This is a genomic window from Sulfuritalea sp. (assembly GCF_031426875.1).
Lineage (GTDB): Bacteria > Pseudomonadota > Gammaproteobacteria > Burkholderiales > Rhodocyclaceae > Sulfuritalea.
Map to the genome: position 1 here is coordinate 20,147 of NZ_JASJPC010000039.1, position 17,935 is coordinate 38,081.

Here is a 17,935-nt window from a genome sequence, read left to right on the forward strand (position 1 = left end):
GGCAGCCATCCGGAAATGCAACGAGCGGATAACACTAGGCCTATTTCTTGAAGATTCTAGCATCAATGACTGGATGTCAAGTTCAGGCTCGCGGCTTTTAGTTTGAATGGAATTTCCTGCCCGCGCCGGGCGCGGGCGCCGCGGAACGCAGCCTGGGCGCGCAGATCGAGAGGCTGCTGGACCATCTTTCCGGCGCGTCCGGTGCCGCCGATCAACAGCGTCTCGCCCCCGCTCACGGCGACGCCGACGAGTTCGTCGTTCTTGGTCAAGTCGATCAGCATCAGCCCCTTGCCCTTGGCCATTTCCTTGAGTTCGGCCAGCGGGAACAGCAGCAGCCGGCCGCCCTGGGTCAGCACGGCGACGCTGTCGCCGAGCACGGGTGCCGGCGCCAGCGGCTTCTCGGCCTTGTCGAGAGTCAGGAAGGCCTTGCCGGCCTTGTTGCGCGCGACCATGTCGGCCACGCTGGCGACGAAGCCGTAGCCGCCTGAACCGGCCACCAGATATTTGCTCTCCGCCGCGGCGGTCAGCACTTGCGCGAGTTTGCCGCCTTCCTGGAAGTCGATCATGGTGTTGAGCGGCGCGCCGTCGCCGCGGCCGCCGGGCAGTTCGGAAACCCTGACGCTGTAGCTGCGGCCGTTGCTGTCGATCACGATCAGCGGCCAGATCGTGCGCGTCTCCAGCACCAGCCAGGGGAAGTCGCCGGTCTTGTAGGTGATGCCGGACGCATCGAGGCCATGGCCCTGGCGCGAGCGTACCCAGCCGTTCTTGGAGATGATCACGGTGACCGGCTCGTCGGGTGCGGCGATCTCGCCTTGCGAGATCGGCGTCACGGCTTCCAGCAGGGTACGGCGCTCGTCGCCGAAGCGCTTGGCGTCATCATTGATTTCCTTCTGGATCAGCCTGGTCATTTCCTGGCGCGAGTCGAGCAGCTTGTTGAGCTGGCCGTGCTCGGTACGCAGTTCGCCGAGTTCCTTTTCGATGCGGATGCCTTCGAGGCGCGCCAATTGGCGCAGGCGGATTTCGAGGATGTCCTCGGCCTGGATTTCGGTGAGGCCGAAGCGCGCGATCAGGTCGGGTTTGGGTTCGTCGGATTCGCGGATGCAGCGGATCACTTCCTCGATCTTGAGGAAGACCGTCATGCGCCCTTCGAGGATATGCACGCGGCGCAGCACCTCGGCCAGGCGGTGGCGGGTGCGGCGCTCGACCGTGGCGAAGCGGAAGGCGATCCATTCGTGGAGGATGGTCAGTAGGTTCTTCTGCTGCGGCCGGCCATCGCGGCCGACCATGGTCAGGTTCACCGAGACGCTGGATTCGAGGCTGGTATGCGCCAGCAGCACGGCCATGAACTCGTCCTGCGCGATGCGCGAGCTCTTGGGTTCGAGCATGATGCGCACCATTTGCTGGTCGCTGGACTCGTCGCGCACGCTGTCGAGCACGCCGAGCACCAGGGCCTTGAGGTTCTTCTGTTCCTGGCTGACGTCCTTCTTGCCGGCGCGCGGTTGCGGGTTGGTCAGGCCCTCGATCTCCGACAGCACCTGGGCCACCGAAACGCCGTGCGGCAATTCGTAGACGATGACGCGCCACTGGCCGCGCGCGAGTTCCTCGATGCGCCAGCGCGCGCGCATGCGAAAGCTGCCGCGGCCGGCGGCATAGGCATCGCGGATGTCGGCCGGGGTCGAGATGAGCTGGCCGCCGCCGGGGAAATCCGGTCCCGGCATGACTGCCAAAACTTCTTCGAGCACCGCCTCGGGCTTTCTGATCAAGAGGCGCGCGGCTTCGGCGACTTCGCGCAGGTTGTGCGGCGGGATTTCGGTGGCCATGCCGACCGCGATGCCCGAGGCGCCGTTCAGCAGCACCACCGGCAGGCGCGCCGGCATCAGTTGCGGCTCGGTCATCGAGCCGTCGTAGTTGGCGATGAAGTCCACCGTGCCGCGATCGATTTCCCCCAGCAGCAGGTCGGCGAAGGGTGTCAGGCGGCATTCCGTATAGCGCATGGCCGCGGCGCCGTCGCCGTCGCGCGAGCCGAAATTGCCCTGGCCGTCGACCAGCGGATAGCGCAGCGTGAAGTCCTGCGCCACGCGCACCATGGCGTCATAGACACTGGTGTCGCCGTGCGGGTGGTACTTGCCGATCACGTCGCCGACCACGCGCGCGCTCTTGACGTGCTTGGCGCTGGACGCCAGGCGCATCTCGTTCATGGCGTGCAGGATGCGGCGCTGCACCGGCTTGAGGCCGTCCTCAACCTGCGGCAGGGCGCGCGCCCGCACCACGCTCATGGCATAGGCGAGGTAGGCGCGCTCGGCGTAGCCGGCGAGCGGCAGCGAACTGCCGTCGCCGTTGCCGGCGAAGAGAGTTGGCGCTGGCGGTACGGCGGGAGGCGGCGGCGGATTGGCCGGCGCGGCCTCGGCGGGCGCGGGTTCGTCGAACAGGTCGGGGGTGTCGTTGTTCATGCAGAAAACCTTTTAGCCACAGAGGGCACAGAGGTCACAGAGGTAAAGCAATTCCTTTTCAGCTGTGACAATAGAGTCGTGTCGATGGCCCGAAGGCTTTTCTCTGTGTCCTCTGTGATCTCTGTGGCTGAATCGATTTTGAATTTCATGGTCTTTCAAATATCCGCTTCAATGAGGTGGCCCTTTTCTTCCATCCAGGCGCGGCGCGAAGAGGCTTCGCCCTTGCCCATCAGCAGGTTGAAAAGTTTCTGGGTGTCGGCGTCGGCTTCGGGCAGGTCGGAGACTGGCACCACGCGGCGTGTGGCCGGCGCCATCGCGGTTTCGCGCAACTGGTCGGGATTCATTTCGCCGAGGCCTTTGAAGCGGCCGACCTCGACGGCGTCTTCGCGGATGCCTTCCTTGATCAGGCGGTCCTTGATCGCCACCAGTTCACCCTCGTCCAGCGCATACAGGCGCCGCGCCGGGCGTTTCTTGCCCGAGGCCGGAACGTCGATGCGGTACAGCGGCGGCTGCGCGATGAAGATGTGGCCGTTGCGGATCAGTCCCGGGAAGTGGCGGTAGAACAGGGTCAAGAGCAGGGTCTGGATATGGGCGCCATCGACGTCGGCATCGGACATGATGACGACCTTGCCGTAGCGCAGGTTGGAGAAGTCGGGCACCGCGTCTGCCGTATGCGGATCGACGCCGAGGGCCACCGCGATGTCGTGGATTTCGTTGTTGGCGAAGAGCCGCCCGGCTTCGACTTCCCAGGAGTTGAGCACCTTGCCGCGCAGCGGCAGGATCGCCTGGGTTTCCTTGTTGCGCGCCATCTTGGCCGAGCCGCCGGCGGAGTCGCCCTCGACCAGGAACAGCTCGTTCTCGGCGATGTCGGTCGATTCGCAATCGGAGAGCTTGCCCGGCAACACGGCGACGCCGGACTGTTTGCGCTTCTCGACCTTTTGCGCATTCTTCTGCCGCGCCAGGGCCTGGCGGATCGAGATTTCGGCGATCGCCTTGCCGGCCTCGACATGCTGGTTGAGCCAGATTTCGAAGGGGTCGCGGATCATGCTGGAAACCAGCTTGACGGCTTCGCGCGAATTGAGCTTTTCCTTGACTTGGCCCTGGAACTGCGGATCGAGGATGCGCGCCGAGAGCACGAAGGCCATGCGGCTGCAGACGTCGTCCTGCTGCAGCTTGACGCCGCGCGGCAAGAGCGCGCGGTGCTCGATGAAGGACTTGACGGCTTCGAAGGTGCCGGCGCGCAGGCCGGATTCGTGGGTGCCGCCGGCCACCGTCGGAATCAGGTTGACGAAGGACTCGGAGGCGACCGCCTCGACATGCCAGCCGATGGCCCAGGCCGCGCCTTCGCCCGCCGCGAAGTCGGCATGGTCGGCGTCGGCGTATTTCTCGGCGGCATACAGCGGGGCGACCGCTTCGGCATTGCCGGCCTGTTCCGTCAGGTAGCCGGCGAGGCCGGTCGGGTAGCTCCAGGTCTTGGACTGAACGCTGCCGTCGGCCTGTTCGATGTCGAGGCGCACCTTGACGCCGGGCAGCAGCACGGCCTTGGAGCGCAGCAGGCGTTCGAGTTCGGCGGGCGGCACCTTGGGCGCGTCGAAGTATTTCGGATCGGGCCAGACGCGCACGCGGGTGCCGCTCTGGCGGCCGCAGCTGCCCATCTCGGCAAGTGCGCCGACTTTCTCTCCGCCGCCGGAAAACTCGATGGCCCAGATCTTTCCTTCGCGCCGCACCTCGACCGAGACGCGGGTGGACAGCGCGTTGGTCACGGCCACGCCGACGCCGTGCAGGCCGCCGGAAAAGGCGTAGGCGGAATTGCCGGAGCTCTTGTCGAACTTGCCGCCGGCATGGAGCCGGGTGAAGGCCAGCACCACCACGGGAACTTTTTCGTCGGGATGGAGGCCGACCGGGATGCCGCGGCCGTCGTCGGTGACCGTGATCGAGCCGTCCAGGTGCAGCAGCACGTGCAGGTTCTTGGCATGGCCGCCGAGCGCTTCGTCGGCCGAGTTGTCGATGACTTCCTGGATGATGTGCGCCGGCGAGTCGGTGCGGGTGTACATGCCGGGGCGTTCGCGCACCGGCTCCAGTCCCTTGAGGACGCGGAAGGAAGATTCGTCGTAGGTGGGGGTGACAGCCATGGGTCTCTGTTGGATTGAAAGTTCTTAGAAACGTGCGTCGGCGAGGCAATCGATCAGGCCGGTGCGCCAGTCGGGCAGGGCCAGGTCGAAGTCGCGCCGGAATTTCGCGCAGTCCAGCCGCGAATTGGCGGGCCGCGGCGCGGGCAGTGGATAGTTGGCGCTGGCGATACGGTGCACCACGGGCGACTTGTTCATCAGGCCGCTGCGTTGCGCCTCGGCGAAAATGGCTTCGGCATAGCCGTACCAATTGGTTTCGCCGGCTCCGGCGAGATGGTAAAGGCCGTTGGGGACTTCCTTGCGGGCGAGGATCAGGGCCGTGGCATCGGCCAGATGGCGGGTCCAGGTCGGGGCGCCGAACTGGTCATCGACCACGCGCAATTCGTCGCGTTCTCTGCCCAGGCGCAGCATGGTCTTCAGGAAATTCGCGCCGTGCAGGCCGTAGACCCAGCTGGTGCGGAAAATCAGGTGGCGAGCGCCAGAAGCGGCTATCGCCTGCTCGCCGGCCAGCTTGCTGCGGCCATAGGCGGCCAGCGGGTTTGGCGCGTCGTCTTCAGTGTAGGGCGCGGTCTTGCTGCCGTCGAAGACGTAATCGGTCGAATAATGGATCAGCAGGGCGCCGAGCCGTTTGGCTTCCTCGGCGAGGATGGCGGGGGCCAGGGCATTGATCGCGTCGGCCACGGCCGGCTCGGTCTCGGCCTTGTCGACCGCGGTATAGGCGGCGGCATTGACGATCACGGTGGGCGCTGCGGCGTGCACGGCCGTGCGCAGTGCATCGGCCTGGGCGAGATCGAGTTGCTGACGGTCGCGGGCTATCACGTCGCCGAGGCAGGCCAGCGAGCGCTTCAGTTCGCGGCCGAGCTGTCCGGCGGCGCCGGTGAGCAGGATTCTCATGCGAAGGTTTCGGCCTGGGCCAGCGGCGTGCCGGTCACGTCCTTGGCCGCCAGGAGCGGCTCTGCCGTCAGCGGCCAGGGAATCGCCAGTTGCGGGTCGTTCCAGAGCAGCGTGCGGTCGTGCGCCGGACTCCAGTAGTCGGTGGTCTTGTAGAGGAACTCGGCGGCGTCCGAAGTGACGCAGAAGCCGTGGGCGAAGCCCGGGGGTATCCAGGCCATGCGTTTGTCCTCGGCGGACAGCGTGAAGGCCACCCATTGCCCGAAGCTCGGCGAGGAGCGGCGCAGATCGACCGCCACGTCGTAGACGGCGCCGGCGGTGACGCGGATCAGCTTGCCCTGGGCGTGTTCGATCTGGTAATGCAGGCCGCGTAGCACATTCTTCTGCGACTTGGAGTGATTGTCCTGGACGAAATCGGCGTCTATGCCGAGTTCGGCAAAGGTCCGCTTGTTCCAGCTCTCGTAGAAGTAGCCGCGGTCGTCGCCGAATACCTTGGGTTCCAGCAACAGCACATCGGGGATCGCGGTCGGAATCGCCTTCATCCGCGCACCTCCTGCGTCAGCAGATTCTGCAGATACTGGCCGTACTGGCTCTTGGCCAGCGGCTCGGCGAGCCTGGCCAGTTGCGCGTCGTCTATCCATTTCTGGCGCCAGGCCACTTCCTCGGGGCAGGCCACCTTGAGGCCCTGGCGCTTTTCGATGACCTCGATGAACTGGCCGGCTTCGAGCAGCGACTCGTGGGTGCCGGTGTCGAGCCAGGCCATGCCGCGGCCCATGATCTCGACCTTGAGCTGGCCTTGTTCGAGATAGATCCGGTTGAGGTCGGTGATCTCCAGTTCGCCGCGCGGCGAAGGCTTGAGCCCGGCGGCAATGTCGCAGACCTGCTTGTCGTAGAAGTAGAGGCCGGTGACGGCGTAGCGCGACTTCGGCGCTTTCGGCTTTTCCTCGATGCTGATGGCGCGTCCCGTCGCATCGAACTCGACCACGCCGTAGCGCTCGGGGTCGCTCACGGCGTAGGCGAACACCGTGGCGCCAGCATCAACTCTTGCGGCATGCTGCAACTGTTGGCCGAAATCATGGCCGTAGAACAGGTTGTCGCCCAGCACCAGCGCCGAAGGATGGTCGCCGACGAAATCGCGGCCGATGATGAAGGCCTGCGCCAGGCCGTCCGGGCTGGGCTGCACCGCGTAGCGGATGCTTATGCCCCATTGCGAGCCGTCACCCAGCAGTTGTTCGAAGCGCGGCGTATCCAGCGGCGTCGAGATCAGCAGGATCTCGCGGATGCCGGCCAGCATCAGCGTGGTCAGCGGGTAGTAGATCATCGGCTTGTCGTAGATCGGCAAGAGCTGCTTGGACACGGCCAAGGTCACCGGATGCAGCCGGGTGCCCGAGCCGCCGGCGAGGATGATGCCGCGGGTAGTCTGGGGCAGGCGGCTCATGTGCGGTCTCCGTAGTTGCGATCCATCCACTGCCGGTATTCGCCGGAGACGACATGGGCGACCCAGGCCGGATTGTCCAGATACCACTGCACGGTCTTCCTCATGCCGGTCTCGAAGCTTTCCTGCGGCGTCCAGTCCAGTTCGCGCTGGATCTTGCCGGCGTCGATGGCGTAGCGCTTGTCGTGGCCGGGACGGTCGGCCACCGAGATCTTCTGTGCGCGGTAGCTGCGCCCGTCGGATCGCGGCTTGAGTTCGTCGAGCAGGGCGCACAGCGTATCGACCACGTCCAGATTGGTCTTCTCGTTGTGGCCGCCGATGTTGTAGGTCTCGCCCGGGAGGCCGCGCTCGAACACCAGGCGCAGCGCGCGGGCGTGGTCATCGACATAGAGCCAGTCGCGCACGTTGTCGCCCTTGCCGTAGATCGGCAGCGGCTTGTCCGACACCGCGTTGTGGATCATCAGCGGGATCAGCTTTTCCGGGAACTGGCAGGGGCCGTAGTTGTTCGAGCAGTTGGTGATCACCGTCGGCAGGCCGTAGGTGTGGTGCCAGGCGCGCACCAGATGGTCGGAGGCAGCCTTGGATGCCGAATAGGGCGAGTTCGGCTGGTAGGGGCTGGTTTCGACGAAGAGACCGGTCGCGCCCAGCGAGCCGAAGACCTCGTCGGTCGAGACGTGGTGGAAGCGGAAGCCGGCCTTGGCCTCCGGTTCGAGCAGCGACCAGTAGGCGCGCGCCGCTTCGAGCAGGGTATAGGTGCCGTTGATGTTGGTTTCGATGAAGTCGCCGGGGCCGTGGATCGAGCGGTCGACATGCGATTCGGCGGCCAGATGAATCACGCCGGCCGGTTGATGGTCGATGAACAGCGTGTCCAGTGCGGCCCGGTCGCAGATGTCGGTACGGCTGAACACGTGACGCTCGGGATCGGCGAGGCCGGCCAGGGATTCGAGATTGCCGGCATAGGTCAGCTTGTCGATATTGACGATGCGCCAGTCGCTCCCGGCGATCAGCAGGCGTATCAGGGCCGAGCCGATGAAGCCGGCGCCGCCGGTAATGAAGAGGGTTTTCATGGCAGTTCAGGGAATGTGTGGGCATCGCGGCCAACGCGGAGGCGCTATTGTATTCGATCAAAATATGTCCCCGACCGGGGCGGCATCTGCGCCGCGGTCCGGGCAGGTTTGGGACTAGGATTCGCTGCGGGCTTGACCTGAAAAATAGTTTAGATATAAAATATCGCAACCGTATGTAATGTCACTGCAGAAGGAGATTGGAATGCGCATCGTTTGTCTGGGCGGTGGTCCCGCCGGATTGTATTTCTCGATCCTGATGAAGCAGGCCAATCCTGCCAGCGACATTACCGTTATCGAACGCAATCAAGCGGATAGCACCTTCGGCTGGGGCATCGTGTTCTCCGACAAAACCATGGACGGCTTTCGTCAGGACGATCCCCAGGTGGTCGCGGAAATCGAGCGCAACTTCCACCACTGGGACGACGTCGACGTGTTCTTCAAGGGCCGGCGCATGGTGTCCGGCGGCCATGGCTTCTGCGGCATCGGGCGCCTCAAGCTGCTGCAGATCTTCCAGGCCCGCGCGCGCGAACTCGGCGTCAAGCTCAAGTTCGAGACCGAGTTCAGGGACCCGGACGACTACTCGCGGGAATACGACCTGGTAATCGGCTCGGACGGCGTCAATTCGACCACGCGCGCCAAGTACGCGAGCCACTTCAACCCGCGCATCGACGTGCGCAAGAACCGCTTCATCTGGCTCGGCACCAAGATCAAGCTCGACGCCTTCACCTTCGCCTTCAAGGAGACGCAGTGGGGCTGGTTCAACCTGCACGCCTACCAGTTCAACGAGGAATGGGCGACCTTCATCGTCGAGACGCCGGAAGAAACCTGGCTCAAGGCCGGCATCGACCAGATGGACCCCGACCAGTCGATCGCCTTCTGTGAGGAACTGTTCGCCGACATGCTCAAAGGTGCGCGCCTGATCTCGAATGCGCGCCATCTGCGCGGTTCGGCGGTCTGGCTGAAGTTCAACCGGGTGCTCTGCGAGCGCTGGTTCAAGGACAACATCGTGCTGCTCGGCGATGCGGCGCACACGGCGCATTTCACCATCGGCTCGGGCACCAAGCTGGCGATGGAAGACGCGCGCTCGCTGGTTGCGGTGCTGAACAGCACCGAAGGCGACGTGCCGACCCGCCTGGCGCGCTATCAGGCGGAGCGCGAAATCGAGGCGCTCAAGCTGCAGAGCGCGGCGCGCAACCGCATGACCTGGTTCGAGGAGGTTGACCGCTATGTCGGCATGGAGCCGGAACAGTTCGCCTTCGCCGTGCTCACCGGCAGCCAGCGCGTCGGCCATGCCAACCAGAAGCTGCGCGACCAGGCCTACACCGACGATTTCGACCGCTGGTTCGCCGCCCGCTGCGGCCTGCCAACCTCGGCCGGGACGACTCCCGTGCCGCCGATGTTCACGCCCTTCAGCCTGCGCGGCATGACCCTGGGCAATCGCGTCGTGGTTTCGCCGATGTGCATGTATTCCGCCGCAGAAGGCATGCCGACCGACTTCCATCTGGTCCATTACGGCAGCCGAGGCATGGGCGGCGCGGCGCTCCTGGTCACCGAAATGACCTGCGTTGCCGCCGATGCCCGCATCACGCCGGGCTGCACCGGAATCTGGGACGACGCGCAGCAGCAGGCCTGGCGGCGCATCGTCGACTTCATCCACGCCAACGGCGAGACCAAGGTGTCGCTGCAGATCGGCCACGCCGGGCGCAAGGGCTCCACCCGCCTGGCCTGGGACGCCATCGACCAGCCGCTGCAATCCGGCAACTGGCCGCTGCTGGCGCCTTCGCCGTTGCCCTACCTGCCCGGCATCTCGCAGACGCCGCGGGCGATGGACCGCGCCGACATGAATCGCATCAAGGCCGAGTTCGTCGCCGCCACGCGCCGTGCCGTCAGCGCCAACTTTGACATGGTGGAATTCCATGCCGCCCACGGCTACCTGATGTCGTCTTTCATTTCGCCGCTGACCAACCTGCGATCGGACGAGTACGGCGGCAGCCTGGAGAACCGCTGCCGCTATCCGCTGGAAGTGTTCCGCGTCATGCGCGAGGTCTGGCCGGCCGAGAAGCCGATGTCGGTGCGCATCTCGGCCCACGACTGGGTGGCCGGCGGCAACACCCCGGACGATTCGGTCGCGGTCGCCAGCCTGTTCAAGGCGGCGGGCGCCGACATCATCCACGTCTCCTCGGGCCAGGTCAGCAAGGAAGAGGCGCCGGTCTATGGCCGCATGTTCCAGGTGCCGTTTTCCGACCAGATCCGCAACGAGTTGCAGGTGCCGACCATTGCCGTCGGCAACATCTTCGAAGCCGACCACGTCAATACCATCATCGCCGCCGGCCGCGCCGATCTCTGCGCCCTGGCGCGCCCGCATCTGGCCGATCCGGCCTGGACCCTGCATGCCGCCGCCGAACAAGGCGTCAAGGACATACCCTGGCCGAAGCAGTATCAGGGCGGCAAAGTCCAGCTCGAACGCAATCTGGAGCGCGCGGCCCAGCTCGCGCTGAATGCCTGACATGCGCACGCCACAGCTCGCGCCGCAGTCGGACATCCAGATCCTGCAACCCGCCGGATGGGCGGCACCCAAGGGCTATTCCAACGGGATTGCGGCACGCGGCCGCAGCGTGGTCATCGGCGGGCAAATCGGCTGGGACAGCCAGTGCCGCTTTCACAGCAGCGATTTTGCCGAACAGGCAAAACAGGCGCTGCAGAACATCGTCGCCGTTCTCGCCGAGGCCGGCGGCAGGCCCGAGCACATCATTCGCATGACCTGGTATGTGCTCGACAAGCGCGAGTATCTGGCGGCCTATCCGCAGCTTGGCCGCGCCTATCGCGAAGTCATCGGGCGCAATTTTCCGGCGATGACGGCGGTGCAGGTGGCGGGCCTGATGGAAGACGCGGCCCGCGTCGAAATCGAAGCCACCGCCATTATTCCCGACTGATTGCGCGGCTTGGCGCAGCGGCCGGAGCTAAAACGAAGTTTCAGTGAAGGCTATCCCGGGATACCGTCTCCGGCGAGGACGCCGGGGACATAACGTCGGCCTTATCGACGTTAAGCGCAGCGGCCGGAGCTAAAATGGGAACATGAAATCCTGTCATTCCGAATTCCTTCAAATCCGCGGCCGACGCCTGCATGTGCGCATCTGGGGCGGCGAGTCGGCGCCCCTGCTGGTGCTGCTGCACGGCTGGTGCGATGTGTCGGCCTCCTGGCAGTTCGTGGTCGATGCCCTGCAAAAGGGTTGGCGCGTGGTGGCGCCCGACTGGCGCGGTTTTGGCCTGTCGGAATGGAACAATGACGTCTATTGGTTCCCCGACTACATCGCCGATCTCGACGCCCTGCTGCTGCACTATTCGCCGCAGGCGCCGGTGCGTCTGGTCGGGCACAGCCTGGGCGGCAACGCGGCCTGTCTGTACGCCGGCCTGCGCCCTGAGCGCATCTGCCAGTTGGTCAATCTGGAGGGTCTGGGCCTGCGCCGCTACACGCCCGACGAGGCGCCGGAGCGTTATGTGAACTGGCTCGACCAGCTGCGCGACACGCCGAGCTTCCGCTCCTATCCCGATCGCGCGGCGTTTGCCGCGCGGCTGCAGAAGGAAAACCCGCGCCTGTCGGACCAGAACGCGGCTTTCCTGGCGCAGCACATGGGCGAGGACGATGGGGCGGGCGGCATACACCTGGCAGCCGATCCCTTTCATCGCTGGGTCAATCCGACCATCTATCGGGTCGAAGAGGCCATGGCGATCTGGCGCCGGGTGACGGCGCCCGTGCTCTGGGTCACGGCGGCGGACTCCTTCATTTTCAAGCAACTGTTCGCCGTCGATTCCGCCGACTACCGCAGCCGCATCGCCTGTTTCCGTGATGTGCGCGAGGTGACGCTGGAAGGCAGCGGCCATAATCTGCAGCATGACCAGCCACAACAGGTGGCACGCCTGATCGAGGAATTTTTCGCCGCATGAAGCCGCTCAACGCCGATCTCCACTGCCATTCGACGGTCTCCGATGGCCTGCTGCCGCCGGCCGACCTGGTGCGCCGCGCCCATGCCAATGGCGTCGAACTGCTGGCGCTGACCGATCACGACGAACTCGGCGGGCTGGCTGAGGCGCGCGCGACGGCGGACGAGGTCGGCCTGCGTTTCGTCGATGGCGTCGAAATCTCGATTTCCTGGGGCGACGACCAGACCGTGCATATCGTCGGCCTTGCCGTCGATCCCGCCGATGCGGCATTGAGTGTGGGACTGCAGCAGATCAGGAGCGGGCGCGACGCGCGCGCCGGGCGCATGGCGGCGGAACTGGACAAGGTGGGCATCCATGGCGCCTACGAAGGCGCATTGCGTCACGCCGGCAATCCGGCGCTGGTCAGCCGTTCGCATTTCGCCCGCTACATCGTCGAGCAGGGGCATGCCAAGGACGTCAAGTCGGTGTTCGACTACTGGCTGGCCAAGGGCAAGCCGGGCTATGTCGAGCACGCCTGGGCGACGCTCGAAGACGCGCTGCGCTGGATAGTCGGCGCCGGCGGCATCGCGGTGATCGCCCATCCGGGCCGCTACCGGCTGTCGCGAGCGGAGCGGCACGAATTGTTCGGCGTCTTCAAGGATCTTGGCGGGCGCGGCATCGAAGTCCTGTCGGGTTCGCACAAGGACGACGAGGTGCGGGAGTTCTCGCGTATCGCACGCGAGTTTGGCTTCCTTGCCTCACGGGCCTCGGACTTCCACGGACCGGGCGAAAGCTGGATCGACCTGGGGAAAATGCCCGACTTGCCCGAGGGCCTGACGCCGGTCTGGACGCAGCTCTGATTGCATCGGACCGAAGACTTCATGCCGACGGCGCAAAGGGCCGGTAAAATCCCGCGCTTCGTCTTCCGTTCCCGGTTCCCGGCATGGCCCAGCTATTCCACATTCATCCCGAGCATCCGCAGCCGCGCCTGATCAAGCAGGCCGCGGAAATCGCCCGGAGCGGCGGACTCATAGCCATGCCCACCGATGCCGCTTACTCGCTGGCGGGCGTCGCCGGTTATGCGCCGCTGCTCGATCGCATCCGCAGAATCCGCGGGGTGGACGAGCGGCATCACTTCACCCTGATGTGTCGCGACCTGTCCGAGATCGCCACCTATGCGCGGGTGGACAATGCCCAGTATCGCCTGCTGAAGGCCTCCACGCCGGGCAGCTATACCTTCATTCTGGAAGGCACCCGCGAACTGCCGCGGCGGCTCCTGCACCCCAAGCGCAAGACCATCGGCCTGCGCGTGCCGAATCATCCGCTGGCTTTGGCGCTGCTGGAGGAACTGGACGAGCCGCTGCTGACCTCGACGCTGATCCTGCCGGGGTCGGAGGCGCCGCTGGCCGATGCCGACGAAATCCGCGAGCACCTGGAAAAACTGCTCGATCTGGTGATCGATGCCGGCCAGTGCGGCACGGCGATGACGACGGTGATCAACCTGACCGGCGCCCAGCCGGAACTGGTGCGCGCCGGCCAGGGGCCGCTGGCGCCCTTCGGGCTCGAATGACGCGGTCTGCTAAAATCGACCCCTTCCATGAACGTTATCCAGACGCTGGCGATTTCCGCCCTGCCGATCATCTTTGCCATCACGCTGCATGAGGCGGCGCACGGCTATGCAGCAAGGCACTTCGGCGATCCGACGGCCTGGCAGATGGGGCGCATCAGCCTGAATCCCTTGCGCCATGTCGACATGGTGGGAACCCTGCTGGTGCCGGCGCTGATTCTGCTGGTTTCGGCAGGAGGCCTGCTGTTCGGCTGGGCCAAGCCGGTGCCGGTGAATTTCGGCAACCTGCGCCGCCCCAAGCAGGACATGCTCTGGGTCGCCGCGGCCGGACCGGGCGCAAATCTGCTCATGGCGCTGTTCTGGGCACTGGTATTGAAGCTGGCGATCGGTAGTCCAGAGATGATTTATGCCGAAGCCCTGAAGGAAATGGCGAGGGTCGGCATCAGTATCAACGGCGTGTTGATGGTGTTGAACTTGCTGCCCTTGCCGCCGCTGGACGGCGGACGCATTGCGGTCAGCCTCCTACCGCCGCGCGCCGCGTGGAAATTTTCCCAGCTGGAACGCTGGGGCTTTCCGATCCTGCTGGCATTGCTATTTTTGGGGGTGCTGGATACCATCCTGCGGCCCTTGTTGCGGGTGTTCAACACCCTGATTCGAATACTTTTTGGTTTTTGACATGTACGCAGAAAAAGTTCTTTCCGGCATGCGCCCGACCGGGCGCCTCCATCTCGGCCATTATCACGGCGTGCTTGCCAACTGGATCAAGCTCCAGCACGAGTACCCCTGCCTCTTCTTCGTCGCAGACTGGCATGCGCTGACCACGGCTTACGACGAGCCGGGCACGATCACCGCCAACGCCAACGACATGGTGATCGACTGGCTGGCGGCGGGTGTCGATCCGTCCCAGGCGACGATTTTCATCCAGTCCAAGGTGCCCGAGCACGCCGAACTGCACCTGCTGCTGTCGATGATGACGCCCCTCTCCTGGCTGGAACGCGTGCCGACCTACAAGGACCAGCAGGAAAAGCTGACCCACAAGGATCTGACGACCTATGGCTTTCTCGGCTATCCGCTGCTGCAGGCGGCCGACATCCTGATCTACCGCGCCAACCAGGTGCCTGTGGGCGAGGACCAGGTGCCCCATGTCGAATTCACGCGCGAGATTGCGCGCCGCTTCAACCACCTGTATGGGCGCGAACCCGGCTTCGAGGACAAGGCGCGCGAGGCCGTCAAGAAGCTCGGCAGCAAGCGCGCCAAGCTCTACGACGAACTGCGCACGCGATATCAGGAAAAGGGCGAGGGCGAGGCGCTGGAGCAGGCCCACGAGTTGCTGAACGAGGCGCAGAGCCTCTCCCTGGGCGATCGCGAACGCCTCTTCGGCTGGCTCGAAGGCACGCGCAAGATGATCCTGGTCGAGCCCGATGCGCTGCTCACCCATGCCTCGCGCATGCCCGGTCTGGACGGCCAGAAAATGTCCAAGTCCTACGGCAACACCATCATGCTGCGCGAAGATGCCGAGACGGTCGGCAAGAAGATTCGCACCATGCAGACCGATCCGGCGCGAGTGCGGCGCACCGATCCGGGCGATCCCGAAAAATGCCCGGTGTGGCAGTTCCATCTGATCTATTCCGGCGAAGACGTCAGAAGCTGGGTACAGAGCGGTTGCCGCTCGGCCGGAATCGGCTGCATCGAATGCAAGCAGCCGGTGATCGAGGGCGTGCTGAAGGAGCAGGAGCCGATGCGCGAGCGGGCCAAGATGTACGAGGAGGATCCGCAACTGGTCAAGAACATCATCGCCGACGGCTGCGAAAAGGCGCGCAAGCTGGCGCAGGAAACCATGCGCGACGTGCGCGAAGCGATCGGAGTCGACTACTCGTGATCGAAAACGCGAATCAGGGGCCGACTGCCGCTCCATTCGCCGCTCAGGTCGCCGCTCAGGTCGCCGTCTCGCCAACGCCAACTCTTGCCGCGGGCGAGACGATCGAGCATCACCTGCCGAAAGTCTATGGCGAGGTCATGGCGGAGATGCCGCGCGACCTGTACATCCCACCCGATGCGCTGGAGATCATCCTCGATTCCTTCGAGGGGCCGCTGGACTTGCTGCTCTACCTGATTCGCCGCGCCAACATCAGCGTGCTGGACATTCCGATGGCGCCGCTCACGGCGCAGTATCTCGTCTATGTCGAGGCGATGCGCAAGGGCAACCTGGAACTCGCCGCCGAATATCTGCTGATGGCGGCCATGCTGATCGAGATCAAGTCGCGCATGCTGCTGCCGCGCCCGCCCAAGGCGGAGAACGGCGAGCCGGAAGATCCGCGTGCCGAACTGGTGCGCCGCCTGATTGAATACGAGCGCATGAAGGCCTCAGCGGCAAAACTGGACGAGATGCCGCAGGCCGGGCGCGATTACGAATGGATCACGGTATGGATTGCCGACAAGGTCGTCGAGCGCCAGCCCGAGGTCAGCCTGCATGACCTGCAGGTGGCCTGGCTGTCGCTGATGAAACAGGCGCGCGTGCATCAGCACCACAAGATCCACCGCGAGGAATTGTCCGTGCGCGAGCACATGAGCATCATCCTGCGCCGCCTGCAGGGCAGCGGCTACGTGGTGTTCGACCAGCTGTTCGACCTGACGCTGGGCGCGCAAGGGCTGGTGGTGAGCTTTCTGGCCATGCTGGAACTGGCCCGCGAATCCCTGATCGAGATTACCCAGAACGAGGCCATGGCGCCCATATACGTGAAGCTGCCCGATGCTGCCGTTATATAAGCCCGAAGACTACAAGCGCGTCCTGGAAACCGCGTTGCTGGTGGCGGCCGAACCCTTGCCGTTGGCCGAGCTGAAAAAGCTGTTCGACGAGGAGTTCGACGACGATACCTGGCGTACACTGCTCGATGACTTGCGCCGTGACTGGGCCAATCGCGGCGCGGAACTGGTGCAACTGGCATCCGGCTGGCGCTTCCAGACCCGCCCCGAGTATCAGTCCTACATCGATCGGCTGAAGAACGACAAGCCGCCCAAGTATTCGCGGGCGGTGATGGAAACGCTGGCGATCATCGCCTACCGCCAGCCGGTGACGCGCGGCGACATCGAAGATGTGCGGGGCGTGGCGGTATCGCCGAACATACTGAAGGTGCTGGAAGGGCGTGGCTGGATCGATGCCGTGGGGCATCGCGATGCGCCGGGGCGCCCGGCGCTGTATGCAACGACAAGAAAGTTTCTCGATGACCTCGGCCTGCGCAGTCTCACCGAACTGCCGCCATTGACTGAAATTGAAAGGGTGATCGACCTTGGACAAACCTCAATCGCCGAAGCCTCCCCGATCCAGGCATCGGGCACCGAACAGCCGGACATCGGCCACTCAGGACCAGGGCAAACAACTGAATGGCAGCCCGGCGAACCCGCCGACGGGCAACTCCTCCTTACCGAGCGTGAACCGGAAGGGCTCGCCGAACCGCCCATCGCGCAAGCCTAGTCCCTTCCGGCCGCCGCAAGGTTCGCCGCGGCTTCAGGCCGAAGCGGCGCCGCGCATTCGCGGTGGTTCGTCTTTGCCGGCTCACGCCAGGCGGCGCACCGAAGCCGTCTTCATCGACCCGCCCAAGCTGCACAAGGCTTTGGCCGACGCCGGCTTCGGTTCGCGGCGCGAGCTCGAGCAATGGATCGTCGCCGGGCGCGTCAGCGTCAACGGCCTGCCGGCGCATGTGGGCCAGCGCGTCGGCCCGGAGGACAAGATCCGCGTCAATGGCAAGCTCGCACAGCTCAAGTTCCAGTTGCGTCTGCCGCGCGTGCTGGTCTATCACAAGCCCGAGGGCGAGATTGTTTCGAGGGACGATCCGGACGGTCGCCCCAGCGTGTTTGCCAAGCTGCCGCGGCTCAAGAGCGGGCGCTGGATATCCATCGGCCGCCTGGATTTCAATTCCTGCGGGCTGCTGTTGTTCACCAACGACGGCAATCTCGCCAATCGCATGATGCATCCGCGCTATGAAATCGAGCGCGAATACGCGGTGCGCGTGCTGGGCGAGGCGACCCCCGAAATGCTCGAACGCTTGCGCAGCGGCATTCAACTGGAAGACGGCCTGGCCAGTTTCAGCCTGATCGCCGAAGGCGGCGGCGAAGGCGCCAATCGCTGGTATCGCGTGGTTCTGTCCGAAGGGCGCAACCGTGAAGTGCGGCGCATGTTCGAAGCGGTAGGGCTGGTGGTCAGCCGCTTGATGCGCGTTCGTTACGGCCCCGTGCATCTTTCGCCGCGGCTCAAGCGCGGCCAGTGCCGCGATCTGGAGCCGGGCGAGGTGCAGGAATTGTTGAAATTGCTGCCGGCCGAACACAAGACCACGGCACCGGGCGGATACGCTGGGGACTTCGAGAACGAAGACGGTTTCGACGGTGATGATCTCGATGGCAATCGAATTGATTTGGCAGAGAAATGAGGCCTCTGCTATAATCTTTAGCCTTTGGTTGGCACCGTTCTCGGGAGAGAG

The 17,935-nt window shown here is 64.7% G+C and carries 15 protein-coding genes and 1 pseudogene; 10 read left to right on the plus strand and 6 right to left on the minus strand.

Translation table 11 applies throughout. The features are described 5' to 3' along the window. Window positions 1-62: 62 nt before the first annotated feature. From parC to rfbB, 6 genes are all read right to left on the minus strand, one after another. Complete coding sequence (gene parC, locus RMO95_RS16760; protein ID WP_310451796.1) at window positions 63-2,450, minus strand: DNA topoisomerase IV subunit A; 2,388 nt, start codon at window positions 2,448-2,450, stop codon at window positions 63-65. 155 nt (window positions 2,451-2,605) lie between these two features. Beyond that, entirely contained in the window at window positions 2,606-4,582 is a 1,977-nt protein-coding gene (locus RMO95_RS16765) for a DNA topoisomerase IV subunit B (RefSeq protein WP_310451797.1), read from the minus strand. A gap of 24 nt (window positions 4,583-4,606) precedes the next feature. Continuing rightward, window positions 4,607-5,473, minus strand: a complete 867-nt coding sequence (gene rfbD, locus RMO95_RS16770; protein ID WP_310451798.1) for a dTDP-4-dehydrorhamnose reductase — start codon at window positions 5,471-5,473, stop codon at window positions 4,607-4,609. Next, window positions 5,470-6,012: a dTDP-4-dehydrorhamnose 3,5-epimerase gene (rfbC, locus tag RMO95_RS16775; RefSeq protein WP_310451799.1), complete on the minus strand. Its 543-nt coding sequence runs from the start codon at window positions 6,010-6,012 to the stop codon at window positions 5,470-5,472. Before rfbC ends, rfbD begins: the two co-directional genes overlap by 4 nt. Beyond that, window positions 6,009-6,908 (minus strand): glucose-1-phosphate thymidylyltransferase RfbA, encoded by a 900-nt coding sequence (gene rfbA, locus RMO95_RS16780; protein ID WP_310451800.1) that lies wholly within the window; start codon window positions 6,906-6,908, stop codon window positions 6,009-6,011. Before rfbA ends, rfbC begins: the two co-directional genes overlap by 4 nt. Beyond that, window positions 6,905-7,972 carry a dTDP-glucose 4,6-dehydratase gene (rfbB, locus tag RMO95_RS16785; RefSeq protein WP_310451801.1) on the minus strand — a complete coding sequence of 356 codons (1,068 nt, stop codon included), beginning with the start codon at window positions 7,970-7,972 and terminating at the stop codon, window positions 6,905-6,907. Before rfbB ends, rfbA begins: the two co-directional genes overlap by 4 nt. A gap of 202 nt (window positions 7,973-8,174) precedes the next feature. On the opposite strand from rfbB, the gene RMO95_RS16790 reads away from it, so the two are divergent. From RMO95_RS16790 to rluB, 10 genes and pseudogenes are all read left to right on the plus strand, one after another. After that, window positions 8,175-10,478, plus strand: a complete 2,304-nt coding sequence (locus tag RMO95_RS16790) for a bifunctional salicylyl-CoA 5-hydroxylase/oxidoreductase (RefSeq protein ID WP_310451802.1) — start codon at window positions 8,175-8,177, stop codon at window positions 10,476-10,478. Window position 10,479: 1 nt separating this feature from the next. After that, window positions 10,480-10,905 carry a RidA family protein gene (locus RMO95_RS16795; RefSeq protein WP_310451803.1) on the plus strand — a complete coding sequence of 142 codons (426 nt, stop codon included), beginning with the start codon at window positions 10,480-10,482 and terminating at the stop codon, window positions 10,903-10,905. Window positions 10,906-11,047: 142 nt separating this feature from the next. Continuing rightward, window positions 11,048-11,917, plus strand: a complete 870-nt coding sequence (locus RMO95_RS16800) for an alpha/beta hydrolase (protein ID WP_310451804.1) — start codon at window positions 11,048-11,050, stop codon at window positions 11,915-11,917. Next, window positions 11,914-12,753 (plus strand): 3',5'-nucleoside bisphosphate phosphatase, encoded by an 840-nt coding sequence (locus tag RMO95_RS16805; protein WP_310451805.1) that lies wholly within the window; start codon window positions 11,914-11,916, stop codon window positions 12,751-12,753. Before RMO95_RS16800 ends, RMO95_RS16805 begins: the two co-directional genes overlap by 4 nt. An 83-nt stretch (window positions 12,754-12,836) precedes the next feature. Further along, window positions 12,837-13,463 carry an L-threonylcarbamoyladenylate synthase gene (locus tag RMO95_RS16810; RefSeq protein WP_310451806.1) on the plus strand — a complete coding sequence of 209 codons (627 nt, stop codon included), beginning with the start codon at window positions 12,837-12,839 and terminating at the stop codon, window positions 13,461-13,463. Window positions 13,464-13,490: 27 nt separating this feature from the next. Continuing rightward, the gene (locus RMO95_RS16815) at window positions 13,491-14,135 is read left to right on the plus strand and encodes a site-2 protease family protein (RefSeq protein ID WP_310451807.1); all 645 of its coding nucleotides are present in this window, start codon (window positions 13,491-13,493) and stop codon (window positions 14,133-14,135) included. Window position 14,136: 1 nt separating this feature from the next. Then, window positions 14,137-15,339 carry a tryptophan--tRNA ligase gene (locus RMO95_RS16820; RefSeq protein WP_310451808.1) on the plus strand — a complete coding sequence of 401 codons (1,203 nt, stop codon included), beginning with the start codon at window positions 14,137-14,139 and terminating at the stop codon, window positions 15,337-15,339. Window positions 15,340-15,476: 137 nt separating this feature from the next. Next, window positions 15,477-16,226: a ScpA family protein gene (locus RMO95_RS16825; protein ID WP_310451844.1), complete on the plus strand. Its 750-nt coding sequence runs from the start codon at window positions 15,477-15,479 to the stop codon at window positions 16,224-16,226. Continuing rightward, window positions 16,210-16,746, plus strand: a pseudogene (gene scpB / locus RMO95_RS16830) (SMC-Scp complex subunit ScpB); the annotation flags it as partial. The gene RMO95_RS16825 and the pseudogene scpB, both read left to right, overlap by 17 nt. Before the next feature lie 259 nt (window positions 16,747-17,005). Next, a complete protein-coding gene (rluB, locus tag RMO95_RS16835; protein ID WP_310451809.1) occupies window positions 17,006-17,884 on the plus strand; it encodes a 23S rRNA pseudouridine(2605) synthase RluB in 879 nt (292 codons plus the stop codon). Window positions 17,885-17,935 lie beyond the last annotated feature (51 nt).